The following is a 26,641-nucleotide window of genomic DNA, read 5'->3' as shown; positions in this document are numbered from 1 at the left end:
CGGCGGGCAGGACTGAGCGTCTGCCGCCACATGGGTGGCAGCTCGCGCCGTCGATTCATCTGGGCACGCCGGCCTTCTTGCGTAGGAAGGCCGGCGCGCCGGGCGTCCTGTGTCGCCGACGCGGTCGTGCGGTTGTATTTCTCACCAGCGGCTCGTCGCCAGAAAGCGCGATATCCCCATTGCGCACTGCGTCACTTGGCCGGCGAGTTCCTCCACCCGGTCGGTGGTCAGTCTTCGCGTCGGCCCGCCGAGGGTCACCGCGGCTATGACGGTGCCGTCCGCAGCGTAGACAGGTGCTGCCAGCGTGTTCAGGCCGAGCTCTTGCTCTTCGCTGGTGAACGTCCAGCCCTGCAGGCGAATCTGCTCCAGTTGGATTCGCAGGATTTCGGGTTCGACGACTGTCCTTGGCGTGAAGCACGTCAGCCCCTCGTCCAGTACGAGCTTGAGGGCGCTCGGTTCGTAGGCCATGAAGACCTTGCCGGCAGCACTGCCGTGCAAAGGCCGCATTTGGCCGACGTAACCGGAATGCGCAGGGGTGTGGATGGAACTCGCCCAGGCCAGTGTGACGTGGTGGCCGCCCCGGCGGATCTGCAGAGCGCAGCATTCGCCGGTGCGGTCTCGTAGCGCTTCCACTGAAGGCCTGGCCGCCCTCAGGAGGTCCGAGGCCGCGTCGGCCGAGGCCGACCACCGGATCACGCGCAGACCGACGCTGTAGAAGACGCCTTCGCGCTGCAGCAGGTTCTCGTCGACCAATGTGTGCAAGATCCCCTCCACGGTCGATGAGGGAACACCGGTCATACGGACGATTTCCCATGCGAGCAAGCGCGGAGTGTCCACGGAGAAACAGTCCAGAATCTGTGACGAGTCCCGGAGAATTTGTGCAGCGGCGTTTGCGGCCCCTGTTCGACAGGTCGTCATGTCCGCCTCCTCGTGTATCGTGGTGCCGTTACGAGGTGTTGGTCGCGAAAGTCTTCTTGCCATCGGCTCCAGTGGCTGTGCGCGACGAACCGGATCCCCGTGGTTGGGCATGGGGCCACCTGAGCTGTCGGCTCCTGGCCGGACTCGGATATGCCCCGTCCGGTCTGGGCGGCGGCCCACACCGGGATTGTGGTCACAACGCCGGAGTCCTTGTTCTCGTGGCACCTTGCCGCATATCGACCCGAGTTGCCCACATCGACCCGGAGCTCATGGTCGCGGTAGCGAGCTGGGCTCGGCGGGCCATACACCCAGGTTGCCCCCCTGCCTTCCGTATATACCCTGCAAAAAGTTCTTATAATGTTTTCTTTGGCGTGCTGCTTGGGCGGCGAGTTGTGCACGCCAGACTCCGGCGAACCTTTGACACCGGATGAGTTGTCGGGGACTGCGCAGATAGGCAAGAGGTCATGCGCCGGCAGGCAAGGAGCCGGCCAGGTCCGAACTTACGGTCAGGAGCGAGCGGCCCGACGTGTGTGGGTCCGGTGATCGTGAAGGGCGACGCAGATGACGGAGACGGAAGAGCTTGAGAACGAGTGGAGCGGCGGACGGTCGGTTCCTCATCCGACTGTGGCGGGCGTTTGCCGCGGTGCTGCCGGGACGTTGGGTGAGCCATGGCGGACTTGGTGACGCGGCTGGTGCCGGATGAGTTGTGGGTTCTGTTTCGGCGAGTGGTACCGCCCACTGAGGTGGAGCGCCCGCAGGGCGGGGGCAGGCGTCGCACGGGTGACCGCGAGACGCTGGCTGCGATCATTTTCGTGGCCACGTCCGGGTGCCCGTGGCGGCAGCTTCCGCCGGTGTTCGGCCCGGCCTGGCCCACGGTCTACCGGCGTTTCGCCCAATGGAGCGGGAATCAGGTCTGGGCCCGGCTCCACGAGGTCATGCTCCATGAGCCGGGTGCCCGAGGTGAGCTCGACTGGCCGTGCTACGCGATCGACTCGGTCGATGTCCGGGCGGCACAGGGAGCGAGTGACCGGTCCGGCTCCGACCGGCCGCCGCAGGCGCACGCCCGTCCATGAACCCGTGCCGGGCGGCGACCTCGGGGAACGCTTCGAACCGGCGGCAGGTGGGGTGCCGCCGCGCTTCCCCGGCCGGTGCTCGGCGCGGGCAACGGCTGCAGTGGTTGGGCGTTGGCGATGCCCTGATGCGGCCGATGCCCGTTGTAGAACTCCTCGAACTCCCGTAGCGCCTGCAGGAGGTGGCGCTGGTTCCAGATGACGGTGCGGTCCAGAAGTGTTTCCTTACCGCCTGCTCATGAGGGAGACGACGCGGCCCATACGGGTGCGACAGGTCAGAGGTGCGCGAGTTTCTCCGGGTTGAGGACCCTGCGGTACTCGGTGATCAGGCCGTCCTTGATCTGCACCGTGTCAACGTAGTGAACGCGGCCTTCCCGGTGGACCAGGAGGGCCGGCTCGCCGCCGGCCTCGACGATGTCGATACGGTCCGGACGCCAGGTCTCCCTGCGGGCGCGTGCGGACTTGAGGACGTCGTACGACCGGCGCGCGGCCACCGTGACCAACCAGGCCCACAGAACTGAGCCTGTGTCAGTTCGGCAAGGTGGGCACCCTGTTGCTGGGCGCACGCGGCCCCGGTCGCAAGGGCCGGCGGTGGAGCCTGTCGCTGGAGGATCGGGTTCCGCTGGTCGAGGCGTACTGGCGGGCGGCAGGTTCTTGATCTCGCAAGGAGCGAGCATATACTCGTTTCGCGTTCGGTTCCGGTGCCCGGCCCTGACGGGTGGCCCGCGCCGGCTTCAACTGCCGTGCACGCGGCACAGGTTCTCAGGTGATCTGGATATTCATGCGCGTACTCACGTCCAACGTCCCGTTGACCGGCCACTTCCTGCCACTGCTCCCGCTTCTCCCGGGCGTTTCGGAGGCAGGGGCACACTGCTGCTTCGTCTCCGCAGCCACCATGGCCAGTACCGTCGAGGCGGAGGCTTTTGAGTTCATCCCTGGCGGCCCGGCTGTGGACGAGACGATCGCCGAAGTGACCCGTCGTACCGGCCTCAACCTGCTCACCCATGGGCCACCGGCGCGCGTCGCGGGGGTCTTCGCCGGGGCGCGCGTCGACATGTCCGGTGCCCGGCACGATGACCGCCGGGATTCCGCGGGCCGCCGCCCTGAAGGTGGTGCCGGAATCGCTGTGGTGCACCACGACGGACACTCCGCCGAGCAACTCCCCGGTGGACATGAAGGTGACCGGTTCGCCCCGGCCCGGCTCGCGTTCGAAGTCGTCGGCCAGGACGCCTCCCGATGCGGCGACTTGGTGCACCTCCAGGGTGCTCAGGGACTTGAGCAGCGAGGGAAGCGCGGCTGCCGCCCCGGAGACGTGGCTGAGACTGATAAGTACACGGGGCGTGTTGTCGGGGCCCTGATGGGTTCCGGCCGCAGCGCGACGCGTGCGTGGGGTGGCAGCGCGCCGCCACGCTGCAGGCTGGAGGACAGGTGTCCAGCAGCCAGCGGCCTGCAGCTGCCGGCCGAGCCCGCGTTCACCGCGGCGGCACATCGCCAACGCGGCGAGATCGCCGCGATGCCCTCGGCTTCACAGGTGGCTGAGCATGCGACCCTTCGCGATCAGGCCGCCGCCCGTGCACAACATCCACGACACGCTCACGGGACGAACTCAGGCATGGGGACTCACCACACGTTGACGATGTGATCGCCCAGCGCATCCTCACCAGTAGACGCGGCTGATCCCGGACCGACGTCCGGGTTCCCGACAGCAGGTTCACCGCCCGACCGCCGTCTTCTCCGGCATGACAGCGCTCAGGGCTGTCATGCCTCCACGTGGGGGGCCGGCCTCAGAGCGGTGCAAGCCCAACTGTGAAGTATCCAATCTTAGCCCGGAACGGATGAGAGTCCATGACCTTTTCCTTGACTGAGCTGGACCCGCACGATCCGTATTGGAACAAGCGCGGTGCGTTCTACGTACCGTCCGGAAAGGGCCCGACGGTGTGGGCCGCGGGAGATGTTTACACGATCAAGGCCACAGGCGCGCAGACCAACGGCGGGCTGGGCTTTATCGAGGCCACGGTTCCCGCGGGCGGCGGCCCCATCGCACATGCTCACCCCGAGCAGGAAGAGACGTTCTACATCCTCGACGGCGAACTGGAGTTCCTGGACGGCGACCACGTCTTCACGGCCGTGGCAGGTGACTTCATCCACATCCCCCGAGGGGTTCGTCACCGTTTCACGAACAAGCGCAACCACGCCGCCAAGATGATCTTCATTTTCACGCCTCCTGGCCTGGAACAGGTCATCGCCGATCACGCGCTTCCCGCCAGACCCGGTGAGGCGCCGCCGTCGGTACTCGACGACGACCAACTTGCGCGATTCGACACCATGTCCCGGCTCGCGAAATCGATCGTCCTTCCTGAGCCGTCCTGATCCACGTGCCACCTCCTCCGCCCTGGTCACGACGCGTCAACGAGGGCGGATGGTCGTCGCCATGAACGGCAACATCCCCCCGAAGGCCGGCCCGGACCTCCTGGTCCGCGCCCGAGCCTCCAAGAGAACTCACCGCTATCGCACAGAGGAGAACCAAGCATGCTTGAAGGATTCGAACACGGCTACGCCGAAGTGAACGGCACCCGGCTGCACTATGTCATCGGGGGCGAGGGGGAGCCGCTCGTCATCATGGACGGATGGCCGCGCACCGTGCACGGCCTCCACAAGATCCTTCCCCTGCTGGCGAAGCGCTTCCGCGTCATCGCCGTGGAGTACCGCGGCATGGGCGAGTCGGACAAGCCCGCCGGCGGATACGACAAGAAGAACATGGCGAAGGACGTGTACGAGCTCGTTCGCGGCCTCGGCTATGAGAAGGTGAACATGGCCGGTGGGGACATCGGGGCGATGGTCGCGTACAGCTTCGCCGCGAACTACCCGCACGCCACGAAGAAGCTGGCCATCTGGGAAGGGGGACCCTTCTCCCAGATATTCATCGATTTCATCAGCCCCTTCCCCAAGCCGGAGGAGCCGAACCCGTGGTGGTACCCGCTGAGTCAGGTCGACGGCCTGCCCGTCCAGCTGCTTTCGGGCCGGTTCCGGCACATCATTGACTGGTCGACCGAGCATCTGGCGCTTCACCCGGAGCGGATCAGCGAGGAGAGCCGAGCCCTGTACGCCGCGGCGTATGACGCACCCGACGCGGTGGCCGCGGCCTTCGGCGTCTACCGGACGTTCCACCAGGACCTGGCCGACAACAACTCATACGCGCCGCTGACCATGCCGGTCCTGGGACTCGGCGGCCAGTATGTCGCCGTGGTGCAGGCGATGATGGAAGGCAAGGCCACCGACATCCGGTACGGCACCATCGAGGACAGTGGCCACTACATCGCAGAGGAGCAGCCGGAGGCGCTTGCCGTCGAGCTGGAAAAGTTCTTCGGCTGACGATCGCCCTCCTGACACGGCTGCGATACCGCCTCACCAACTTCGGGACCGAGTTCGGCGAGGCGTGCGGGCGATCGAAAGCAGGCCCGGGGCCCGGCAAGAAGGCCGGGCCCCGGCAGGGCAACGCATGCTGGCTCTTCGAAATCGGTGGGGGTTTGAGCACTGGACGGGGTTCCGCTGCGGACTCTGACTGATGGATGCCCGCAGCTCTCGTAGATCATGTTGTTGTCGAAGCAACCCCGGCAGCCAGCGCTTACGCACCCGCTGCGCGACCACCCGTCGAGCCCGTGGACACCTCGATGCCCGCTAATTTCGTTGAGCCCGCACCCTGCAATCGTGTTGGCTAGCGGCACCGGACTGTCAGTACCGCAGGTATCCGCTTGGCTGTAGCAGGGAGTCAAACGTGCAGGACATTGTCGTCGACCCCGTTGCCCACAATCGGGCAGCCTGGGACAAGTATGTCCAAGAGGGCAACGAGTGGTCGAGGCCGGTGAGTGCTGAGGATGTCGAGCGCGCCCGCAGGGGCGACTGGTCGATTGTTCTCATCGGGCGTGAGCCAGTCGACCGCTCCTGGCTGCCGACGGACCTGACCGGCAAGGACGTGTTGTGCCTGGCCTCCGGCGGTGGCCAGCAGGGTCCGATCCTCGCCGCCGCAGGGGCGCGGGTCACCGTATTCGACAACTCACCCCGCCAGCTCGGCCAGGACCAGATGGTGGCGGCGCGCGACGGACTCGAGCTGCGCACCGTCCTAGGCGACATGCGCGACCTCAGCGCCTTCGGTGACGCAACATTCGACGTCGTCTTCCATCCGGTCTCTAACCTATTCGTACCAGACTTGGCACCGGTGTGGCGTGAGTGCTTCCGCATCCTGCGACCGGGCGGAACTCTGCTCGTGGGCTTCCTCAACCCTGACGTGTACTTGTTCGACCACGAGGCGCTCGACGAGCGCGGCGAGCTGATCGTCGTGCACAAGCTGCCCTACAGCGATGTCACGCAGTACTCTGCCGAGGAACGCGCCACGAAGTTCGGCGCGGATGCCCCTCTTGAATACAGCCACACCCTCACCGACCAGATCGGCGGGCAACTCGCCGCGGGGTTCGTCCTCACCGGCTTCGCGGAAGCGCCGCACCAATCCAACGCATCCGCTCCATACATGTCGAACTATTTTGCGACGCTGGCGGTCAAGCCGGGCTGACCCAGCCGTGGGGCCGGCCGAGACGGCCGTGCCTGAATGGCCAAGTCCTTGTGCGGCAGTGCCACCGTCGGACGGGCGCCTGTTCCGGCCACAGGGCGCGCGACGTTCCCTGCGGGGCGTGGCAGGACCCGGCAGCCGCCACGCCCCACCCCGTTCCGCAGAGGTTTCCCCGTCCGGTGGAGCGCCAGGTTCCTCGGCAAGCAACACCCCGAATTTTCTGAACAACAGTCCGTGATGGAACTCGTTGCGCCCGAGGTCGAATGTGAAAAGGTGAACGACAATGATGGAATTCTGCGATTCCATTGTCCGGACCAGGATTTCCGTCGGGCGTGGGAGTGTCTCCGGGGGCTGACCACCGAGAGGTGGTGAGCGCCGCGCTGCGGCGGAAGTACCCACCGTGAACGTGCTCATCTGGTGCCCTGGCAAGCAGGCTGGCCGCCGTTGGGCGAGTATGGATTGCGAATCTTCCGGAAAGCGGCTTGCCGGGTTTATTCCGCGGGCCATCTGAGATATCATTTCTGACCGTGGCGGGTACCAGTCGGAGCGGAGTTCCTGCCGGGATCGGTCTTGATGAGACAGCGGCATCGCCATGATCTGGGAAATACTGGTCCTGGGTTTCGTACTCAGTCTCGACAATTTCCGGGTATCGATCGCGCTCGGCACCGTCCCATTCGGTCTGAAGCGCGCGGTGCAGGTTGCGCTGACCTTCGGGCTGTGGGACGCGATCATGCCCCTGGTCGGGCTGTTGATCGGTCGCCGGATCGGTCAGTCCGTCGGGGACGTCGCCGACTTGGTGGGCGCGGCTGCGCTCGGCGGCTACGGTCTCTACCTGGTCATCTCGGCCCTTCGGAACCCCGAGCCGGATGAGTTGTACCACCCGTGGGCGCTGTTCGGCATTCCGTTGACACTCAGCCTGGACAACCTCTTCGCCGGGGCGAGCCTGGGGGTCCTGGGACTCTCGCCCTGGTTCTCGGCCGCCGTCTTCGGAGTCATGACGGCGGTGATGTCGCTGGTCGGGCTGCGACTCGGACGGGCCGCGGCGCGCTTCATCCGGATCCGCTCGGACCTCCTGAGCGGGGTCACCTTGATCATCGCCGCTGTGGCGCTGCCGTTGTGGCTCGGTGGCTAGTCCGCTCCACCCGGGAGGCGGACCGGCCGGCGAAACCCGTGCGGGCGGGGAGTCAGCGGACGATTGCCGGCCCGCGAGCCGGCGTTGGCGGCCCCGACCGCCTGGGCGACCAGGTCGTGGTCGGGCGACAGGTAGCAGACCGGGTCGGTGCGGGCGGCGTCGCCAGTGAGCAGGAAGGCCTGGCAGCGGCACCCGCCGAAGTCCAGCTCCCGGCGGGCGCAGCTCCGGCAGGGTTCCGGCATCCAGTCGGTCCCCCGGAACGCGGTCATCACCGGGGACTCGGCCCAGATCCGCTCCAGCGGCTCCTCCCGTACGCTGGCCCGCGGAAGCGGCAGGGACTGGGCGGCCGGGCAGGGCAGGACGTCCCCGTTGGGCGTCACGGTCAGCTGCCGGGAGGCCCAGCCGCCCATGCAGGGCTTCGGGTAGCGGCTGTAGTAGTCGGGGATGACGTAGATGACGTCCATGCGGTCCCGCAACCGCTCCCGGGCGGCCCGCACGACGACCTCGGCCGCCTCGAGCTGGGCCCGGCTCGGCAGCAGCGCGTCACGGTTTCGCCAGGCCCAGCCGTAGTACTGGGTGTTGGCCAGCTCCACCCGGTCGGCGCCCACCTCCTCGGCCAGCCCGAGCACGTCGGCGACGTGATCGATGTTGTACCGGTGGAGCACCACGTTCACGGTCAGTGGCCAGCCCAGCTCCTTGACCACGCCCATCGCCTCGATCTTGCGCTGGAAGGACGGGACCCCGGCGATCCGGTCGGACATGGCGGGCTCGTGGGCCTGGATGCTGATCTGCACGTGGTCCAGGCCGGCGGCCCGCAGCTGCTCGGCCTTTCGACGGGACAGCCCGAGGGCGCTGGTGATGAGGTTGGTGTAGAGGCCCAGGTCGTGGGCGTGCGCCACGATCTCCACCAGGTCGCGCCGCAGCAGCGGTTCCCCGCCGGACAGGTGGCACTGCAGCACCCCCAGGTCACCGGCCTCGGTCAGCACCCGCCGCCACTCGTCGGTGGCCAGCTCGTCCCGGTAGTCGGCCATGTTCAGTGGGTTGGAGCAGTACGCGCAGGCCAGCGGGCAGCGGTAGGTGAGCTCGGCGAGCAACCCGAACGGGCTATCCATCGTCGAGCTCCATCCAGCGCCGGGCGACGAGCCGGGTCAAGAACTGGCGCACCTCGTCCGCGGGGACGGTCCGGTAGCGGGCTCCCAGCTCGGCCACGATCTCGGCCACGGTGTGCTGACCGTCGCACAGTTCGAGGATGGCCGCGCCGCTGCCGTTCAGAACCACCACCGTCTCGGGGTGCAGCAGGACCTTGCGCTGCCTGGTCCGGCAGAAGGTCAGGCGGACATGGCGCGACAACCGGGGCCGGTCCGAGCCGGACACCGCGACGCCGGGTCCGGTCCTGGTTCCGCTCCGGGGCGTTCCGGTATGGGTCGGGTTCATGGTGGTCACTCCCGGTAGGCCTGGTCGATGGCGTCCATCAGGCTCCACAGGACGTCGCACTTGAACGACAGGGCGTCGACGGCGCGCGCTTGGGACTCGGTGGAGAGGCAGTGCGCGGTGACCACTTCGAGCGCGTGCTCGCAGTCGCGGGGAGCCTGTTCCAGGCGGGTGCGGAAGTAGGCGAGACCCTCGGGGTCGATCCACGGGTACCAGCGCTCGAATGCGGCCAGCCGCGCAGCCATCAGGTCGGGTGCGAACAGCTCGGTGAGCGAGGACGCCACCGCCTCCACCCACGGGCGGCTCCGGGCGAAGTTCACGTAGGCGTCGACGGCGAACCGCACCCCGGGTACCAGGTGCCGGTGGTCCAGGACCTCCTCGCGGGTCAGCCCGGCGGCCTCGCCGAGGCGCAGCCAAGCCTCGATGCCGCCCTCGCCGGCGGCGGTGCCGTCGTGGTCCACGATCCGCCGGATCCAGCGGCGGCGGACCTCGAGGTCGGGGCAGTTGGAAAGGATCGCGGCGTCCTTGCGGGGGATGTTCTCCTGGTAGTAGAAGCGGTTGGCCACCCAGCCTCGGATCTGGCGATCGCTCAGCCGGCCCGCGTTCATCCGGACGTGGAACGGGTGCTGGTCGTGGTATCGCCGCGAGTGGGCCCTCAACGTCTCGACGAAGCCGTCGGCGCCGGTTCTCGTGGTTGCTGTCGTCACGGCTCTACACCTGGACCTCGAGGCCGTCCATGGCCACTTCCACGCCGCTCTCCTGCAAGGTACGCCGCTCGGGTGTGTCCTCCAGCAGGATCGGGTTGGTGTTGTTGATGTGCACGTAGATCGTCCGCCCCGCGCCCAGCGACGGGAGTTGCGCGAGGCTGCCGTCCGGGCCGTCGACGGGCAGGTGGCCCATCTCCCGGGCCGTCTTGCCGGCCAGCCCGAGCCGCACGAGCTCGTCGTCGCGCCAGCAGGTCCCGTCGATCAGCAGGCATCCGCAGCCCTCGATCTCCGCGCGCAGCGCCGGTGTCAGCGATTGCACCGCCGGCAGGTAGACGAGCGTCCCCCCGCCGCGCTCGTCCGTCAGCCGGTAGCCGACGACGCGGCCCTGGTCCGCCTCGGCTCCGAACCGGGCGCGTTTGGCGGTGGGCACGTCGAACGCGCGGCAGGACAGTCCGTCCGCCAGGGCCAGGTCGGTGCCGGGCATCACCGCCCGCCACTCGACGGGGCAGTAGCGCTCGAGCGTGCGCAGGATTCCCGAGCCGTCACACAGGGTCTTGTGCGCCGCCGGTGTGGTGTACACCCGCAGGGCGCGGGCCTCGCGCAACAGAAGCAGGCCCAGTGTGTGGTCCAGTTCGGCGTCGGTGAGCAGCACCGCCTCCAGCGGCGTCGTCCGGTCGCCTCGCGGGTGCAGGCCCGGGAAGGCCTCGAACTGGGCGCGGAGGTCGGGTGAGGCGTTGACGAGGAACCACCGGCGGCGGTCGGCGGTGACGGCGATCGACGACTGGGTGCGCGGGGAGCAGGCCCCGGAGCGGACCGCGGCGCACACCGGGCAGCCGCAGTTCCACTGCGGGGAGCCGCCCCCCGCCGCTGAGCCCAGCACTCGCACCAACACGCCGGCACTCCGTTCGTCGAAGGTCCGGGTCCGTCGACGGCCCGGCCGTCTGTGGGTGTCCGAAAGCCGCAGCGGGGGCGCCGGACGTGGTCCGGCGTGCCCCGCGTCGGCTAGTCCTCCAGCCGGGCGACGTACATCGTCACCTCGGCCGCGACTGCGATCTCCTCGAACTCGGGTGTCTCCCACACAGCGAGCTGGGATTCCATGAATCCACCTCCTCTCTGCCCGGATACGGCAGGCTCCGGTCGCGCGCTACGACCATTCGGGGAGGGCGAAGGTGATCAGGGCGCTTCCGTGCCCCGCGCCGAGCATGCCGGGGAGGAATCCCTCGGCCCACCCGCCCCAACCGACCGGCACGGCGATGTACTGCCTGTCGTCGACCATGTAGGTGGTCGGGCTGCTGTGGTGGCCGCTTCCGCACTGGAACTGCCACAGCCCCTGTCCGGTGCGCGCGTCGAGCGCGTTGAACTCGCCGGAGGGCTCACCGGCGAACACCAGGTCACCGCCGGTGGCCAGAACCGAGGCGCACATCGGGAGTTCGTTGCGCCAGCGCCACTTCTCCTCGCCGGCGGCGTCGAACGCGCTGATGGACCCCGCCATGTCCTCGATGTCCACCTGAACGCCCGCGCCCCAGTACGGGATGCTCTCCTTGAACTCCCGGCGCCGCCGGGTGGCCGTGGCGCCGGTGTCCTGGACGGGCACGTAGAAGAGCTCGGACTTCGGGCTGTAGGCCGCATGGGTCCATTCCTTGGCGCCGGCCGGACCCGGGTAGAAGTGGACGGGTTCTCCTTCCTTGTCCGGGTACAACTTGGCCGTCACCCGGCCGTCCCTCGTGATGGCACCCCATGTGATGCGGTCCACGTAGGGGGTGATCCCGACCCTCGCGCCGTTCGTGCGGTCGAGCACGAAGAAGTAGCCGTTCTTGTCGAAGTGCCCGAGCAGTTTGCGCCCGTCCTGCTCGAACAGGATGCACTCGGCGATGCTGTCGTAGTCCCACACGTCGTGCGGGGTGCACTGGTAGTGCCAGCGGATCTGACCGCTGTCGACGTCGACGGCGATGACGCAGTCGGTGAAGAGGTTGTCGCCCTCGCGGACAGCTCCGTCGAAGTCGGGCGCCGGGTTGCCGGTGCCGACGTACAGCAGGTTCGTCTCGGGGTCGAAGGTGCCGGTGACCCAGCAGTTCGCCCCACCGCGCGCCCAGGCCTCGCCGGTGGCGGGCCAGGTCTCCGAGCCCGGCTCCCCGGGCTTGGGCACCGTGTAGCACCGCCACTGGTGCTCGCCGGTCTCGAGGTCGAACGCGTCGAGGTGGCCGCGTACGCCGAACTCGCCGCCGGAACTGCCGACGATGCACATGTTCTTCACGATCAGCGGGGCGAGTGTGGCGCTCTCGCCGGCCCGGACATCACCGTAGGTCTTGTCCCAGACCCGCTTGCCGGTGGTGGCGTCGAGTGCGAGCAGGCGGGCGTTCGGCGTGACGGAGAAGACCTTCCCCTGTGCCACGGCGACCCCGCGGTTCACGTTCCCGCAGCACAAGGACACGTCGAAGGGGACCGCGTGCTTGTACCGCCAGATCTCCACACCGGTCTTCGCGTCGAGGGCCCAGACCCAGCCGTCCCAGCCGGAGAGGAACATGACCCCGTCGACGACGATCGGGGCGGCCTCGAACGAGTAGGTCGACGCGCCCGCGATCAGGCCGGTCGTGCCGGCCTGGAAGACCCATGCGGGGACGACGTGCTTGACGCTTTCCGTGTTGATCTGGTCCAGCGGGCTGTACCGCTGCCCGTTGTAGGCGCCGTAGTAGGTGAGCCAGTTGTGTGGTTCCTCGCGGGCGTTGAGTATGCGCTGGTAGTCGACGTCGGCCACCACCGGCGGCGCTACGTCGCCGCCCGCGACCTTGCCGCTCAGCAACCCCTGGTCGACGGCCTCACCCGCGTCCACGTAGTCGACGGACATCTGCTCCTCCTCCTTCTTCCTACGGGCGTGGTTGCTCGGGGCGGTCGAGGCGAGCCTCCGGCGGAGCGTCTCCCAGGACGACGATGGCCCCGGTCAACCCCCGGCCCTCGTCGTTGCCCGTGGGCGAGCAGTACCAGTAGTAGCCCGGTCCGTCGAGGTTGAGGGTCGCCCGTCCACGCGAATGGTTCACCAACCAGATGAACTTCCGGTCGCCGTTGCTCGGCAGGAGCGCGCAGTGCGTGTTGAGATCGTCATTGAGGAGCTCGAGCTCGATATCGCCTCCATGAGGCATGACCAGAATAGAGGGATCCCAGGTCAGCTCATCCGGGTGGATCCGAATGGTGGCCTGCATGGTGCCGTCCGGTTTCTCGGCGGCATACCCGATGCTCCCGGTTCCCAGCACCTGACCCAGCGCTGCTTTGTTCTGTTCGGCCAACCCGATCTTGTCCAGCAGGTCGGATCGCTCCTGCATGGTCGTCATCCGGGCTTCACTCTCCTCATGCCGAATAGCTGTTTCCATTTCGCGGCGGCCGCGCTGACGGCGGTGCATCGCGACCGGTCGCAGACCTTCCTCCGAAAATTCTCCGAATTGACGCCGAATTCATTGCTGTCATGTCGGCGGCCGGCGTCCGGCTGCAATCGGTGGTCAAGGGGCGCGTCGCGCCGGATTGAATCACGTTGAAAAGCGGAGAATTCGCTACCCAATAAGCACGCTACGCCGGATGAATCACACCGACAAGGGTGGGCGCGAGTGCGGGCCGGCTCGTGCCGTTCGTCCGCGACCGGCTACCGTTCGTCCCCGATATGCCACCGCTGGGATCAAGCGAGGTCGTACCGATCGAGGCTCATGACCCTGTCCCACGCGGCGACGAAGTCCTTCACGAACTTCTCCCGTCCGTCGTCGCTCGCGTAGACCTCCGCGACGGCACGCAGTTCGGAGTTCGAGCCGAAGACGAGGTCGACGCGGCTGCCGGTCCACCTGACCTCGCCGGTGGCCCGGTCGCGCCCCACGAAGGTTTCGGCGGCCGCGGATGCCGGTTCCCATTCCGTGCCCGTGTCGAGCAGGTTCACGAAGAAGTCGTTGGTCAGCGACCCGGGCTCCGAGGTGAAGACGCCGAGCGGCGACTGCCGGTGGTTGGCACCGAGCACCCGCAGGCCACCCACCAGGACGGTCATCTCGGGCGCGCTCAGGTTCAGCAGGTTCGCGCGGTCGACCAGCAGGTGCTCCGACGGCACCGGGTTGCCCTTGCCGCGGTAGTTGCGGAACCCGTCCGCGGTCGGCTCGAGGGGAGCGAAGGACTCCGCATCGGTCCACTCCTGCGTGGCGTCCGTGCGTCCCGGAACGAAGGGGACCCGGAGGTCGTAGCCGGCGGTCTCGGCGGCCCGCTCGACGGCGGCGGCCCCGCCGAGCACGATGAGGTCGGCCAGGGAGATCTTCTTGTCCCCGGTCTGGGAGGTGTTGAAGGACTCCTGGATCCCCTCCAGGGTGCGCAGCACCTGTGCCAGCGTGTCGGGGTCGTTGACCTCCCATCCTCGCTGCGGCTCGAGGCGGATGCGCGCGCCGTTCGCCCCGCCGCGCTTGTCGCTGACGCGGAACGTCGAGGCCGACGCCCACGCGGTCGATACGAGCTGGGAGACCGACAGCCCGCAGGCGAGGACCTGGCTCTTGAGCGCGGCGATGTCCGCCGCCCCGACGAGCTCGTGGTCCACGGCGGGGACCGGGTCCTGCCAGAGCAGCGCCTCCTGGGGGACCAGCGGTCCGAGGTAGCGCTGGACCGGGCCCATGTCGAGATGTGTCAGCTTGAACCAGACCCGGGCGAACGCGTCCGCGAGCTGGTCCGGGTTCTCCAGGAAGCGGCGCGAGATCGACTCGTAGACCGGGTCCATCCGCAGCGCGAGGTCCGTCGTCAGTATGGTCGGGGCGTGTGTCGTCGACGGGTCGTGGGCATCCGGCACGGTGCCGGCCCCGCCGCCGTCTTCCGGGATCCACTGCCACAGACCCGCGGGGCTCAGCTCCAGATCCCACTCGTAGCCGAACAGGGTCTCGAGGAAGCTGTTGTCCCATCGCGTCGGGGTGGGTGTCCACGTACCCTCAAGCCCGCTGGAGATGGTGTCCGGGCCCTTACCGGTGCCGTAGCTGTTCCGCCAGCCCAGACCCTGTTCCTCGAGGGGCGCTCCCTCGGGCTCGGGGCCGAGGTAGGCGTCCGGGGCGGCCGCGCCGTGGGTCTTGCCGAACGTGTGGCCGCCCGCGATCAGCGCGACGGTCTCCTCGTCGTTCATCCCCATGCGCCGGGACGTCTCGCGGATGTCCCGGGCCGAGGTGAGCGGGTCCGGGACGGTGTTCGGTCCCTCCGGGTTGACGTAAATGAGGCCCATCTGGTCGGCGGCCAGAGGGCTCTGCAGCTCCCGGACGCCACCATGGCGCTCGTCGCCGAGCCAGGCGTGCTCGGGACCCCAGTAGATGTCCTCGTCGGGTTCCCAGACGTCGGCCCGGCCGCCGGCAAAGCCGAAGGTCGTGAAGCCCATCGTCTCCAGGGCGCGGTTGCCCGCGAAGATCATCAGGTCGGCCCAGGAGATCTTGCGGCCGTACTTCTTCTTCACCGGCCAGAGCAGTCGGCGCGCCTTGTCCAGGTTGCGATTGTCCGGCCAGCTGTTCAGCGGCGCGAAACGCTGCATACCGGCGCCCGCGCCACCTCGGCCGTCGTCGATGCGGTACGTCCCTGCGCAATGCCACACCATCCGGACCACGAGCGGCCCGTAATGGCCGAAGTCGGCCGGCCACCAGTCCTGCGACGTCGTCAGCACCCGGTCGACGTCCCGCGCCAGGTCGTCGAGGTCGAGCGTCCGGAACTCCGCGGCATAGTCGAAGTCCCCTCCCATGGGGTCGGCCACGGCGGGGTGTTTCCGGAGGATCGTCAGATCGAGCCGGTGCGGCCACCAGTCGCGGTTGCTCGCGCCCGCAGTCGGATGGCCGCGGTGCCCGGCCGAGACGGAGAGGCCGAGGCCGCCCGCGCCTCCGACGTTCATCTCGCCGCCAACGGCGTCCGCACTGCCAGACACGGGAACTTCCTTCCGACAACAGAGTTGTCCTGCCGCAGTCAGATGTCCAGCGCGCGGCGCACGGCCGGCGCGTTCCGCCGGGAAACCGGCACCATCTCGTTCGTCCGGTCATCCATGACCAACGACAGCTCGCCCTTGAGCCCGCGCTCGATCTCCCGGATGCGGCTCAGGTTGACCACATACCGGCGGTGCACCCGCAGGAAGCCGACATCCGCCAGCTCGCCTTCGAGCTTGTCCAGGCTCAAAGAGGCGGCTCGCAATCGCCCCTGATCGGTGGAGAGCCACACGTCGTTTCCCCGCGACTCAGCGAAGGAGACTTCCGGCAGTTGCAGCAGCACCATCCGGTTGCCGCGCATCGCGACCAGCCGGCGCGGCTGCATCCGAGGGTGCGCCGACATCTCCGCCGGGGACAGCTGCGCCCCGTCGGACGCACCGAACGAGACCAGGTTCCCGATGAGGTGTCCGGATGAGAAGACGGGTCGGATGCTGATCGATGTGGGCTCGTCGGCGAGGTGGGCGAAGATCTGTGTCGAGCCGACCCAGTCAGGATTGTGGGCTGCCTGCCTGGCGGCAAACCGGGCTGCTGTGATCAATTCCGGCAGCCCGGGGTTCCAACGCAGCGTGGGGTCGACCGCCGGAGTGCATGCCGGGACCCCCAGGAGCACGCTTGCCATGTCGTCGGCGATCACCACCTTGCCCGCGGTGTCCACCGCCGCCAGCGCCGCACTGGAGCGTGCCCTGGCCTGGGTGTAGGCCGCGACCAACTCGGCTCCGCTGTCCCGGGCGCGCCTCTTCAGCGGGTACTGGGTCATGGTGACCGCGTTCGCCAGCCAGCTTTCCGCGGATGCGGGAAGCCGGGTGCGCCAGCAGGAGATGTTCAGGACCGCGATCGGTTCCCTGGTCACCACGTCCCGCACCGCGATACCCGCGCAGGCCCAGTTGTGGAACGCCTGGCACCAGTGCTCCGCGCCCCTGATCGGTACCGGCCCGTGCGCCTCGAGCGCCGTGCCCATGCCGTTGGTGCCGACCGCGCACTCGGACCAGCAGAACCAGGGCGCCAAATTGCAGTCGGCGGCTCTGGCGAGCGTGCCTTGATCACCCCATTCGGCCAGGATCCGGCCGGTGGCATCGGTGACGGTGATGACGCCACCGAGGCTGCCCACTTCGTGTGCCACGGAGGCGGCACGAAAGCCCAGCTCAGGGAGGACGACGTCGTGCTCGGGCGTATGGTCCAGCTCCGCGACGGCCAGCGGAGCCTGTGTGAGGTGAGGATCGACCCGGTATTGCTCTCGGCAGCGATGCCAGGAGATCGCCACCAGGGGCCGGACACCCGGGACGTGATCATCACCCTGCACGAACCGTTCCCACGCCGCGAGCACGGTGCCGCCGCCCGGGTTCGCCGGGATGGGCTCAAGCCGATGTACATCCCTCATGGTTCAGAACCGCCCTTGGTTCATCCCCAGCGCCCGACGGCGTACGCAAGCTCCGCGCCGATCGCCGCTCGTCGCGGCGGGCCCTGCAGCGGACCGGGCACTGTGTCGCGCGTCTTCCTGCTTCGCCACCCGTTCCAGGCTGTGTCACAGACCTGCACTGTCCACCGTAGTACCGCAGGCCGCGTGTGGGCGGTGCGGCGTTGACTCTGCCCCGCCTCCCGCCGCACCGGACCCCGGTCCGCCCCGGGGCTGCCTGTGGCGGGCGGCAGAGGCCTCTCTTGGTACGAAGGCCGTCCTAATGGAACAATTTTTCCCAAATGGGACTTATCGCCTTGCAGAGCAATCTCAGGGCGGGAGCCGTCGCAAGGTCCCGCTCCCGGCCTTTGGAGGGGACTGCGTGCAACCGGTTCGGCTGAGCGGAAGCTTCGTCTTCCTGCTTCTCAGCGTGGTGCTGGTGTCGGGCGTGCGACTGGCGTTGGCAGCCGCTGACCTGCACGTCATGGGGATAGCGGAGTACGCCGTGCTGATCCCGGTTGTGGCCAGTGCACTGCTGTCGGTGCGGCAGACCATGATCGTCGGGTTGTTCAACCTGGCCGCTGCCATCGGGCTCTACGGAGTCCTCCTTCGGGACATGGGACGGGCCAACCAGGTCACCGTCATCACGGCACTGGCGATGGCGCTGGTCATCAGCCTGGCCGTCTGCCGTATCCGCATTGCGGGGGAGTGGCGCGTCAGGCGGCTCATGATCGCGCGCGAGCGGCTCGCGCTGCTCAGCGAGGCCACCAGTCGCGTGGGAAGTACCCTCGATTCGGCTCGAACCGCTGAGGAGTTGGCCGAGGTCGCAGTGCACCGCTTCGCAGACCGGGCCACCGTGGACCTCTTCGAGAGCGTCCTCCAGGGCGAGGAACCCGTCCTGGAAGCCGGCATGGGCGACCTCACGCTGCGCCGCGCGGCCCAGTCGGGCCCGGCCGTATCCCCGGGGGATGCGCGGCCGGGGGAGAGCGTCCTCTACCGGGAGGGCGCGGCACCGACCTTGGGGCTGATCACGGGCGAGCCCAGGTTGCTGGAGATCGCCGGGACCGCCGGTGTCGCCCCCGGGATTGCCGGTCCGGGTGAAGCTGACGCGCACGGGCCGTACTCCGCCCTGGCGATCCCCCTTCGCGCGCGCGGCGTGACCCTCGGTGCCGCGCTGTTCACCCGCTCCAGGGACCGGGAGCCCTTCGATGCCGACGACCTGCTCCTGGCGCAGGAGATCGGGGCGCGCGCCGCGGTGTGCCTGGACAACGCCCGCCGCTTCACCCGCGAGCACAACATCTCCCTCGCGCTTCAGCGAAGCCTTCTGCCGCAGGTCGCGTCCAGGCAGCCGGCGGTGGAAGCGGCCACGCGCTACATGCCCGCGGGCCTGTGCGCGGGCGTGGGTGGCGACTGGTACGACGTCATCCCGCTCTCGGGGGCACGAGTCGCGCTGGTGGTGGGCGACGTCGTCGGCCACGGCGTCCACGCCTCGGCACGGATGGGTCGGCTGCGTGCCGCCGTACGGACCCTCGCCGACATCGACCTGCCGCCCGACGAACTGCTGACCCACCTCGACGATGTCGTCACCCCGTACCGGATGGCGGACATCGGCGACGCCCAGGACACCGGCCGTGACACCGGACCGGGCGCCGGTGAGATCGTGGCGACGTGTCTCTACATGATCTACGACCCCGTCTCACGCCGCTGCACGGCCGCCCGGGCCGGCCATCCGCCACCCGCTGTCATTCGGCCGGGATCGAACGCCGAGTACCTCGACATCCCCGCCGGGCCTCCGCTGGGTGTGGGCGGACTGCCCTTCGAGACGGCCGAAGTGGAACTGCCCGCAGGCACCCGGCTCGCCTTGTACACCGACGGCCTCATCGAGTCCCCCGAACACAGCCTTGACGAAGGACTCGAGCACCTCCAGAAGGCCCTGTCCGAGCCGATCCCCTCTCTGGAGGACATGTGCGACCACATCCTGGGCACGATGGTCGGTGAGGGGTCCCGGGACGACGTCGCCCTGGTCGTGGCGCGCACCCGGGAACTCGACGGCACGCATGCCGCCGCGTGGAACCTGACGGACGATCTCGCCGACGTCGCCCGTGCCCGCGACCTCGTCTCGTCGCGGCTCGCAGGCTGGGACCTGGGTGAATTGGCGTTCACCACGGAACTGGTCATCAGCGAGCTGGTCACCAATGCCATCCGCTACGGCTCGGGCCCCGTGCAACTGCGCCTCATCCGCGAGGGCGCCTTGATCTGCGAGGTGTCCGACGGCAGCAACACCGCCCCCCATTTGCGTCGAGCCCGGATGTTCGACGAGGGCGGGCGTGGGCTGTTCATCGTCGCGCAGCTCGCGGAACGCTGGGGCACCAGGCAACGGCCCGATGGGAAGACCATTTGGGCCGAACTCGCCCTCCCGCACGCGTACGCCCACGAGACCGCGGGGTGAGTCGGTGCGCGGCGGTCGCCCACTCTGTCCGCGGGCACCGGGGACGGTCCCCTGGGGGCCCGCTCGGGCCGTGCCGGGTCAGGCGGATCGCGCTTCTGGTCGGCTGCCCGGCGATGAGCAGCTCGGGCGATCCGGCCTGAGGAGCTACTGACCGCAGGTGCCACTCGTGCACGACTGAAGCCGGCCGGCAGCCGCGCAATTTGCCCAAGCCGCCGGGACGAGGGGCGCCGTGCCGCGCCCCACCCGTCTCCTTGCGCTCCTTGCCGCCAAGCAAATAGGAGCATATGCTCGTAATGGCCGCCGAGTCCGCGGCCGTCCGCTGCCGCCGTGACCGCACGGCTGTCGGTCATGCATCAGGAATCGAAGGGACGTCCGACATGAGTGATCTCGTCACCGCTGCCATCGAGGCGCACGGGGGCTTGGCACGCTACAACCGGTTCAGTTCGGTCACCGCGCATCTCCGCGTCGGAGGTTCGCTGTGGGGACTGAAGGGGCAGGAGGGGATTTTGAGTCATACGGCTGTCTGGCTCGACCTGCACCAGCAGCGTGTGAGTCACTATCCCTTCACCGCACCCCACCTGCGGACGTCTCTTACCCCGCAGCGAGTGGGCGTCGAGAGCTTCGCGGGGGAGGTGACGGCCGAGCGATTCGACCCTCGCGCCTCGTTCCCGGCCGACGTGCGTGCTGCCTGGGACGATCTGCAGGTTGCCTACTTCGCCGGGTATGCGATGTGGACGTACCTGACGGCCCCGTTCACGTTCGCCTCGCCAGGATTTCGGGCTGTGGAACTGTCTCCCGTCATGGAGGAGGGGGAGACGTGGAGGCGCCTGAAGGTCACTTTCCCCGACCACATCGCGACGCATTGCAGGGACCAGATCTTCTACTTCGACTCGGACGGGCTGCTGCGGAGGCATGACTACACGCCCGAGGTCATCAACGCCGGGCCTGCCGCACACTACGTTGCCGAGTACAAGGAGTTCGACGGGATCATGGTGCCGACCCGGCGGCGCGTCTACCGGCGCGGAGAGGACGGCGCGGTGTCCCGGGACGTGGAACTCGTCACCATCGACGTCGAGAGCGCCCTGTTCATCTGACACGTACCCCGCGTCCCGACGACGCTGCCTGCGCGAGGTGCTCCTGCGCACGGACAGCCTGACCGGGTGCCGCCGGAGCCCGATCGATCTGCGGCGTTCAGGCGCCTGCCGACGGGACCGCGCCACCGCCCCGTGACGGCGATCTGTGCGCCCTACGGACGCCGCGCAGCGCCGCAGCTGTGCCGCGAGCGTGCATCCGACCGTACGGGGAACCCCTGCCTCCGACCGTTGGCGCCATGCCGTGCACCGGCAGCCCCGCGAGGCCGCACACCGTAGGGGCGCCCATACGGTGTGCGGCCTGGCGGGGTTCTGCGTCTCCTTCGGCGTGCACCTCGCCGGCTTCTTCCATGCCGAACGCCCGCGGCCTGAGCGAGCTGCTCCACCTGCGGTACCGCTGACCCTCACCACCGGTTTCTCCGCGGTCTCCGGCAGGGTCGCCGCCGTCATCGCAGGGCCCGTGCCCGGTGCTGTGCCCGGACCCTTCCGTTGGTCTTCACTCGTGCCCTGCCGCGGTCGGCGACCGCGTTCACCGCCAGGTACCCCGGTCGGGTAAGTGTGCCGGCGGCGACCCTGCTGCCGTTCACCGGCGGCGCCACCATCGGCCCTCATGTCCGGCTCGGGCAGCGGGGGCTGAGTGGGGGCTGCCGTCGACCTGACCTACCGCCGGTGCCCGCGCGCTCACTCCCTGGACGCGCTAGCCCTTTCGGGTCGGGGCTGCGACGCTCGTTGCGGTGAGCTGCCGGCTGCCGCCGCGGCCTTGCGGCTGCCCCTGAGACGAGCGGCTGCGGCCGCTGATCAGCGCTGCAACGACCCTGCCGTGATCGGGTGCCCGATCCTGTCCTGTCGTGCCGAGCTCAACGGGATGCGCCCCTGCCCCCAGGGAATGGGCCAGGCCACCACAACGCACCGTGCAACTGGTGCAGGTGCTGTGGAAGGCCACGTGTTCACCCGGATCGGCGATCCGGGTGAACACGTGGAAGAGGCCGCTTCCTCCGCCCGGTCAGGATCGGGGTCTACCCGGTCTTCCTCTTCCCCCGTGGACGCTCCCCGGGGCGATCGCGCAATGCGGAGCAGACCCCGGCCGGGGCGGCGTCGAGCGCGAGGCGGTCGGGCTCGGCACGACTGCCTATCGGCGTGTCCTGGAGCTGGTGGTGGCGCGGTAGGGGGCGAGGAACGGGATGAGTGCCGCCAGCAGATCCTGAGGGGCCTCCTCGGCGACCCAGTGGCCGCTGCCGGGGATGACCAGGGACTGAACGTCGTCGGCCGCGAGCTTCATCGTGGTCGTGACCCCCTGTCCGACGCTTTCGGCTCCACCGATCGCGAGGACGGGGATGGTCAGGTGTCGCTTCACACGTTCGGCGTTCTGCACGAACGTGGTGTCGAGGTCGCGGTACCAGCCGAAGCTGCCTCCCAGGGCGTGGCGATGAGAGGTGAGGGACTCTACGTAGTACTGGACGGCGTAGGCCGGCAGCTTTCGCGCGGCCTTCGTGTCGAGCTGCCAGCCGAAGTAGACGTCTTCCCGGCCCTCGACGAGAAGCTCGTTGACGTCGTCGAGCCGGTTGAAGGGGAAGTGCCAGAGCATGTTGTTGGCCGCGGCCGGGCCGAGGAGGGGCGGTGAAGCCGTCACACCGGGAATGATGGCTTCCGCCACGGCGAGCCGGTCGACGCGGTGACGGTGGTCGGCCGCGAGCGCGTAGCCGATCGGCATGCCGGTGTCATGGCCGACCACGGCGAACCGTTCGTGCCCCAGGGTGTCCATCAGTGCGGCCAGATCGTTCGCAAGGGTGGCGGTGTCGTAGCCGTCGCGGGGCTTGTCGGTCAGCCCGATGCCGCGCTGGTCCACGGCGATGACCGTGTAGTTCCGCGCGAGCACCGGCATGATCATGCGCCAGGCGTACCAGTTCTGCGGCCAGCCGTGTATCAGGAGCAGGGGCGGCCCGTCGCCGCCGATGACGGCGTGCTGACGTATTCCACCGGCATGGATGAGCCGGCTTGCGAATGTCTGCCGAAACCCCGCGGGGAGCCATGGGACGCCGGATACCGAGCCGAAGTCCCTCGGCGTCTGCCGGGGAGTGGCAGCGGCGGGCAGAGCCGAAGCACCGGTGAGTGCGACACCGGCGGCGACAGCGGCCGCGCCGCCGACAAAGGCGCGGCGGGAAACCCGGGATGAGGGCTGGTCCTCGTGTGACGGCGGCGTAGCGGCCGGATCTGACGGGTTGCGCGGTTCGATGGGGGGCGTGTTCATGCCCGGTTCCTTTCGTGATGTTGCTCCGGGTGCAGCGGCGCGGCGCCAGGGCCCGGCGCGCTCGGATCGGTGCTGATGCGCGGAAGTCGCGAGGTGCTCCAAGGGAGGCACGGGTGGACCACGCGGGTGGTCACCCGACCGCGCGAGCTCCTCTGCGCGCCAGGCGTCTGCTGCGGTGGGCCTCTGGACTGCAGCCCTCCAGAATTACGAGGATATGCGCGTATTTCGAGTCTGGCAAGAAGCCGGTCGCCCCGTGAGGCGCTCCGCCTCCGGGGTGTGCGGGCGTGGCCTTCCGTTTGAGAGTAGGTGCTCGTATGATGGGAAGAAACTTTGGAGGAGAAGATGGAGGCTGCGGTGTCGAGGGCGGATGAGTGCAACAACCTCACGCTGCGAAAGGCGTCGCGGTATCTCGGCGCGACCTACGACAAGGCCCTGGCGCCGCTCGGTCTGCGGGGCACGCAGTTCAGCATCCTGCAGCAGCTCAGCCTGCGCGAAGAGATGACGATCAGCGGCCTCGCCGACGTGATCGCCATGGACCGCACGACGATGGCTTCCAACCTCAAGCCGCTCGCGCGTGAGGGGCTGGTCACCATCGAAACGTCGGCCACCGACCGCCGGGCGCGAAGCGTGGCGATCACGCCGGACGGCCTGGCGCGGTTCAAGTCGGCGCTTCCCCTCTGGGAGGGCGTGCAAGCCGAGTTCGAGGAGAAGTTCGGCTCCGGGCCGGCGGCCCAGATGCGCACCCTTCTCAGGGCGGTCCTCGAAACGGGCTTCGATCCCTGGGCCGAGTGAGTGCTGCGGCCATGCCGTGCATCGCTGTCGCGTGTGCGGCCGTGGGCACTCGGGACGGGCGCCGCCGGGTAGGCGGGCCCGTGCGGAATGCGGACGCCCCGTTCGGGGCGTAGCGCCGCCGGATCGTGGTGACCGGCCGGGAGCCTCGGTGGTGCCGGGTCCAGGGCGCCGACGTTCCTTGTCGCGGGAACCTGTTGCCTTTACCCAGATAAGAGCATATGCTCGTATCTGACTGCGGGCGGGTTTCCGAGTTGCCGTCATCGGCCCTCCGATGTCGGAGAAGCCTCTGAAAACGACGACCCGCGGCGGAATCCAAGAGTGCGGTCAGCGCACAGCCCAGCAGCCTCCCAGGTCTTCGGCCTCTCAGAAGAGGCCGGCCTCTTGCCCAGCCGAACCTGCCTCCGGCTGTCGCAGTCCCGGGAGTGCGCTGACCCTCGCATCGTGAAAGGGAGTCACACCATGACCATCGTGAAGGCAGCTGCCGTGCAGATCAGCCCCGTTCTCTACAGCCGTGCCGGCACGGTCGGGAAGGTGGTGGAGAAGATCCGTGAACTGGGTGAGAAGGGTGTCCAGTTCGCGGTCTTCCCCGAGACCGTCATCCCGTACTACCCCTACTTCTCCTTCGTGCAGCCGCCCTACGCCATGGCCAAGGAGCACCTTCGGCTCATGGACGAGGCTGTGACCGTACCGTCCGCCGAGACCGATGCGATCGGCGCGGCGGCCCGCGAAGCGGGGATGGTCGTCTCGATCGGTGTCAACGAGCGTGACGGCGGATCCCTCTACAACACGCAGTTGCTGTTCGATGCCGATGGCACGCTGATCCAGCGCCGCCGCAAGATCACGCCGACGTACCACGAGAGGATGGTCTGGGGCCAGGGCGACGGCTCCGGGCTGCGCGCGGTGGACAGCACCGTCGGTCGTATCGGTCAGCTCGCCTGCTGGGAGCACTACCAGCCGCTCGCCCGCTACGCCCTGATCGCCGACGGCGAGCAGATCCACGCCGCGATGTTCCCCGGTGCGTTCGGCGGCCCGCTGTTCGCCGGACAGATGGAGGTGACCATCCGTCAGCACGCGCTGGAATCGGCGGCCTTCGTGGTCAACGCCACCGCCTGGCTGGACTCCGACCAGCAGGCTCAGCTCGCGGCGGACACCGGCGCCCCGGTCGGCGTGTTCTCCCAGGGATTCTTCACCGCCATCGTCGACCCCGAGGGCAGCCTCATCGGCGAGCCGCTCACCTCGGGTGAGGGAGAGGTGATCGCCGATCTGGACCTCGCGCTGATCGATCGGCGCAAGCGCCTGATGGACGCCCGCGGCCACTACAGCCGCCCCGAGTTCCTCAACCTGCAGATCGACCGCACCCCGGCCGCGTCCCTGATCGACCGCGGCACCCACGCGCAGGCCCGGCCCGGACGCACACTCAACGACGATCACACCGCTGACGTCTGAACAGGTGATCTCGACAACATGCGCGTATTGATGTTCAACGTCCCGATGACCGGCCACTTTCTGCCCCTGCTGCCGCTCGCCCGGGCGTTGCGCAGGCAGGGGCATGCCGTGGCCTTCGTCTCCGCGGCCACCATGGCCGGCGCGGTCGAGGCGGAGGGTTTTGAATTCATCCCCGCAGGCCCGACGGTGGACCAGACGATCGCCGAAGTGACCCGCCGTACCGGCGTCGACCTGCTCACCGAACCGTCGCCGGCAGCCGCCGCGGAGTTCTTCGCCGGTGTACGTGTCGACCTCTCCGCGGACGCGGCGCTTGCCGGGGCGCGTGAGTGGGCGCCGGACCTGGTCGTCGCGGAGCACTGCGACTTCGTGGGGCCGCTCGTCGCCGCCGCGCTCAAGGTGCCGTCCGCGGTGATGGGTATCGATCCGGCGCTGGAACCCGAGGCACTGGACACCCTCGCTCTGACGGCGCACTCCCGGTACATCGACCGGGGTCTGCGGGCGCCGGCTCACGCTCCCTCCGGTGATCTGCTCCTGGACGTCTGTCCTCCCAGCCTGCAGCGCGACGGTGCGCTGCCGCCCCTGGAACGCGTTGCGCTGCGGCCGGAACCGCATCAGGGCCCCGAAGGCACGCCCCGGGCCGACCGGGTCCCCGGTACCGGCCGGCCCCGTGTGCTCGTCAGCCTCAGCACTGTCGTCAGTGCGGCATCGGCGCTTCCCTCGCTGCTCAAGTCGCTCAGCGCCCTGGACGTCGACCTGGTGGCCACCACGGGCGGCGGACCGGTCGACGACTTCGGGCTGGAGCCGGGGCGGGTCGAACTGGTCTCCTTCGTGCCCGCCGCGGAGCTGCTCGACGGGGTGTCCGTCGTGGTGCACCACGGTGGTTCCGGTACCACCTTCGGGGCGGCGGCTCGTGGAATCCCGGCCGTTGTGGTGCCGGGCACCGCGGGGCAGCAGCGCCAGGCGTTTCGTCTTCAGGCGGCGGGAGCGGGACTGGCACTGCCGATTGGCGGACAGGCTCCGGAGTCGGTCACGGCTGCGGTCAGCCGGCTCCTCGCCGAACCCGGGTTCACCGCGGCGGCACAACGCCTGCGCCACGAGATCGCCGCGATGCCCCCGGCTTCGCAGGTTGCCGAGCACCTCGCAGCGTCCTTCTCCCTTTAGCAGGTAGTGTCATGTTCGTCGACACTGCCGGTGAGCGGGCCCCGGCACCTCCGCGAAAGGGGCCTGGACGCTGTGACCACGCGCGCTGTCGCCGTGCGTGCGGAGGTCTCGCATCCCACGATATTCCGGCACTTCGGCGAGCACGGGTTCGACACGTGCCTGCAACACAAGAGGTGCCCTGCCGCACGCGGGTGATCTCCCGGGGCATGCTCGCAGAGAGTGTGGAGAGGTCGCCCGCACAGAGGTCCCGAACTTCGCCGAGTTCGATGCGTACGGCGG

At 68.6% G+C, this 26,641-nt stretch carries 24 protein-coding genes and 2 pseudogenes; 13 read left to right on the top strand and 13 right to left on the bottom strand.

The window, feature by feature from the left end:
• Nucleotides 1-141 precede the first annotated feature (141 nt).
• Complete coding sequence (locus ACWDAS_RS36670; RefSeq protein ID WP_450399581.1) at nucleotides 142-918, bottom strand: IclR family transcriptional regulator; 777 nt, start codon at nucleotides 916-918, stop codon at nucleotides 142-144.
• Nucleotides 919-1,586: 668 nt separating this feature from the next.
• Here ACWDAS_RS36670 and ACWDAS_RS36665 point away from each other — a divergent pair.
• On the top strand, nucleotides 1,587-1,991 hold the full coding sequence (locus tag ACWDAS_RS36665; RefSeq protein ID WP_450399578.1) for a transposase: 405 nt from the start codon (nucleotides 1,587-1,589) through the stop codon (nucleotides 1,989-1,991).
• 80 nt (nucleotides 1,992-2,071) lie between these two features.
• Here the strand turns inward: ACWDAS_RS36665 and ACWDAS_RS36660 are convergent.
• A pseudogene (locus tag ACWDAS_RS36660) lies at nucleotides 2,072-2,215 on the bottom strand (integrase core domain-containing protein); the annotation flags it as partial.
• 48 nt (nucleotides 2,216-2,263) lie between these two features.
• Nucleotides 2,264-2,482, bottom strand: a complete 219-nt coding sequence (locus ACWDAS_RS36655) for a hypothetical protein (RefSeq protein ID WP_450399575.1) — start codon at nucleotides 2,480-2,482, stop codon at nucleotides 2,264-2,266.
• Nucleotides 2,483-2,505: 23 nt separating this feature from the next.
• Here ACWDAS_RS36655 and ACWDAS_RS36650 point away from each other — a divergent pair.
• The 6 genes and pseudogenes from ACWDAS_RS36650 to ACWDAS_RS36625 all read left to right on the top strand — a co-directional run.
• Nucleotides 2,506-2,631: pseudogene (locus tag ACWDAS_RS36650) on the top strand (IS5/IS1182 family transposase); the annotation flags it as partial.
• Nucleotides 2,632-2,754: 123 nt separating this feature from the next.
• On the top strand, nucleotides 2,755-3,630 hold the full coding sequence (locus ACWDAS_RS36645) for a hypothetical protein (protein WP_450399572.1): 876 nt from the start codon (nucleotides 2,755-2,757) through the stop codon (nucleotides 3,628-3,630).
• 203 nt (nucleotides 3,631-3,833) lie between these two features.
• On the top strand, nucleotides 3,834-4,358 hold the full coding sequence (locus ACWDAS_RS36640; RefSeq protein ID WP_450399570.1) for a cupin domain-containing protein: 525 nt from the start codon (nucleotides 3,834-3,836) through the stop codon (nucleotides 4,356-4,358).
• A gap of 159 nt (nucleotides 4,359-4,517) precedes the next feature.
• Entirely contained in the window at nucleotides 4,518-5,360 is an 843-nt protein-coding gene (locus ACWDAS_RS36635) for an alpha/beta fold hydrolase (protein WP_450399567.1), read from the top strand.
• 403 nt (nucleotides 5,361-5,763) lie between these two features.
• On the top strand, nucleotides 5,764-6,555 hold the full coding sequence (locus tag ACWDAS_RS36630) for a class I SAM-dependent methyltransferase (protein WP_450399565.1): 792 nt from the start codon (nucleotides 5,764-5,766) through the stop codon (nucleotides 6,553-6,555).
• A gap of 589 nt (nucleotides 6,556-7,144) precedes the next feature.
• Nucleotides 7,145-7,684, top strand: coding sequence for a manganese efflux pump MntP (locus ACWDAS_RS36625; protein ID WP_450399564.1), 540 nt, complete (start codon nucleotides 7,145-7,147; stop codon nucleotides 7,682-7,684).
• Here the strand turns inward: ACWDAS_RS36625 and pqqE are convergent.
• From pqqE to ACWDAS_RS36580, 9 genes are all read right to left on the bottom strand, one after another.
• Nucleotides 7,681-8,796, bottom strand: a complete 1,116-nt coding sequence (gene pqqE / locus ACWDAS_RS36620; protein ID WP_450399562.1) for a pyrroloquinoline quinone biosynthesis protein PqqE — start codon at nucleotides 8,794-8,796, stop codon at nucleotides 7,681-7,683. The two genes, ACWDAS_RS36625 and pqqE, sit on opposite strands and share 4 nt — an antisense overlap.
• Nucleotides 8,789-9,118, bottom strand: a complete 330-nt coding sequence (gene pqqD, locus ACWDAS_RS36615; protein WP_450399560.1) for a pyrroloquinoline quinone biosynthesis peptide chaperone PqqD — start codon at nucleotides 9,116-9,118, stop codon at nucleotides 8,789-8,791. Before pqqD ends, pqqE begins: the two co-directional genes overlap by 8 nt.
• Nucleotides 9,119-9,123: 5 nt before the next feature.
• Nucleotides 9,124-9,822, bottom strand: coding sequence for a pyrroloquinoline-quinone synthase PqqC (gene pqqC, locus ACWDAS_RS36610; protein WP_450399557.1), 699 nt, complete (start codon nucleotides 9,820-9,822; stop codon nucleotides 9,124-9,126).
• A 4-nt stretch (nucleotides 9,823-9,826) separates the two neighbouring features.
• A complete protein-coding gene (gene pqqB / locus ACWDAS_RS36605; RefSeq protein WP_450399555.1) occupies nucleotides 9,827-10,714 on the bottom strand; it encodes a pyrroloquinoline quinone biosynthesis protein PqqB in 888 nt (295 codons plus the stop codon).
• Between the two features lie 110 nt (nucleotides 10,715-10,824).
• On the bottom strand, nucleotides 10,825-10,920 hold the full coding sequence (gene pqqA, locus ACWDAS_RS36600; RefSeq protein WP_329374523.1) for a pyrroloquinoline quinone precursor peptide PqqA: 96 nt from the start codon (nucleotides 10,918-10,920) through the stop codon (nucleotides 10,825-10,827).
• A 46-nt stretch (nucleotides 10,921-10,966) separates the two neighbouring features.
• Entirely contained in the window at nucleotides 10,967-12,667 is a 1,701-nt protein-coding gene (locus ACWDAS_RS36595; RefSeq protein ID WP_450399552.1) for a PQQ-dependent dehydrogenase, methanol/ethanol family, read from the bottom strand.
• A gap of 19 nt (nucleotides 12,668-12,686) precedes the next feature.
• Complete coding sequence (locus ACWDAS_RS36590) at nucleotides 12,687-13,148, bottom strand: MSMEG_3727 family PQQ-associated protein (RefSeq protein WP_450399550.1); 462 nt, start codon at nucleotides 13,146-13,148, stop codon at nucleotides 12,687-12,689.
• A gap of 338 nt (nucleotides 13,149-13,486) precedes the next feature.
• Nucleotides 13,487-15,694, bottom strand: coding sequence for a catalase/peroxidase HPI (gene katG / locus ACWDAS_RS36585; RefSeq protein ID WP_450399635.1), 2,208 nt, complete (start codon nucleotides 15,692-15,694; stop codon nucleotides 13,487-13,489).
• A gap of 71 nt (nucleotides 15,695-15,765) precedes the next feature.
• Nucleotides 15,766-17,160, bottom strand: coding sequence for a LytTR family transcriptional regulator DNA-binding domain-containing protein (locus ACWDAS_RS36580; RefSeq protein WP_450399547.1), 1,395 nt, complete (start codon nucleotides 17,158-17,160; stop codon nucleotides 15,766-15,768).
• Nucleotides 17,161-17,557: 397 nt separating this feature from the next.
• Between ACWDAS_RS36580 and ACWDAS_RS36575 the strand changes: the two genes are divergently transcribed.
• On the top strand, nucleotides 17,558-19,624 hold the full coding sequence (locus ACWDAS_RS36575; RefSeq protein ID WP_450399544.1) for an ATP-binding SpoIIE family protein phosphatase: 2,067 nt from the start codon (nucleotides 17,558-17,560) through the stop codon (nucleotides 19,622-19,624).
• Between the two features lie 377 nt (nucleotides 19,625-20,001).
• The gene (locus tag ACWDAS_RS36570; protein ID WP_450399542.1) at nucleotides 20,002-20,718 is read left to right on the top strand and encodes a hypothetical protein; all 717 of its coding nucleotides are present in this window, start codon (nucleotides 20,002-20,004) and stop codon (nucleotides 20,716-20,718) included.
• 1,126 nt (nucleotides 20,719-21,844) lie between these two features.
• Here the strand turns inward: ACWDAS_RS36570 and ACWDAS_RS36565 are convergent.
• The gene (locus tag ACWDAS_RS36565; RefSeq protein WP_450399634.1) at nucleotides 21,845-22,807 is read right to left on the bottom strand and encodes an alpha/beta fold hydrolase; all 963 of its coding nucleotides are present in this window, start codon (nucleotides 22,805-22,807) and stop codon (nucleotides 21,845-21,847) included.
• A gap of 486 nt (nucleotides 22,808-23,293) precedes the next feature.
• Between ACWDAS_RS36565 and ACWDAS_RS36560 the strand changes: the two genes are divergently transcribed.
• The 4 genes from ACWDAS_RS36560 to ACWDAS_RS36545 all read left to right on the top strand — a co-directional run bounded on the left by ACWDAS_RS36560 (nucleotide 23,294) and on the right by ACWDAS_RS36545 (nucleotide 26,557).
• Entirely contained in the window at nucleotides 23,294-23,755 is a 462-nt protein-coding gene (locus ACWDAS_RS36560) for a MarR family winged helix-turn-helix transcriptional regulator (protein ID WP_450399539.1), read from the top strand.
• 459 nt (nucleotides 23,756-24,214) lie between these two features.
• Nucleotides 24,215-25,201: a nitrilase-related carbon-nitrogen hydrolase gene (locus tag ACWDAS_RS36555; protein ID WP_450399537.1), complete on the top strand. Its 987-nt coding sequence runs from the start codon at nucleotides 24,215-24,217 to the stop codon at nucleotides 25,199-25,201.
• 18 nt (nucleotides 25,202-25,219) lie between these two features.
• Nucleotides 25,220-26,362: a glycosyltransferase gene (locus tag ACWDAS_RS36550; protein ID WP_450399534.1), complete on the top strand. Its 1,143-nt coding sequence runs from the start codon at nucleotides 25,220-25,222 to the stop codon at nucleotides 26,360-26,362.
• 6 nt (nucleotides 26,363-26,368) lie between these two features.
• The gene (locus ACWDAS_RS36545; protein ID WP_450399530.1) at nucleotides 26,369-26,557 is read left to right on the top strand and encodes a helix-turn-helix domain-containing protein; all 189 of its coding nucleotides are present in this window, start codon (nucleotides 26,369-26,371) and stop codon (nucleotides 26,555-26,557) included.
• The last annotated feature ends 84 nt before the right edge of the window (nucleotides 26,558-26,641 follow it).

Source organism: Streptomyces sp. NPDC001070, assembly GCF_053598835.1.
The sequence above is the reverse complement of the archived record's forward strand: the minus strand, read 5'-3'. Positions and strand labels throughout refer to the sequence as shown.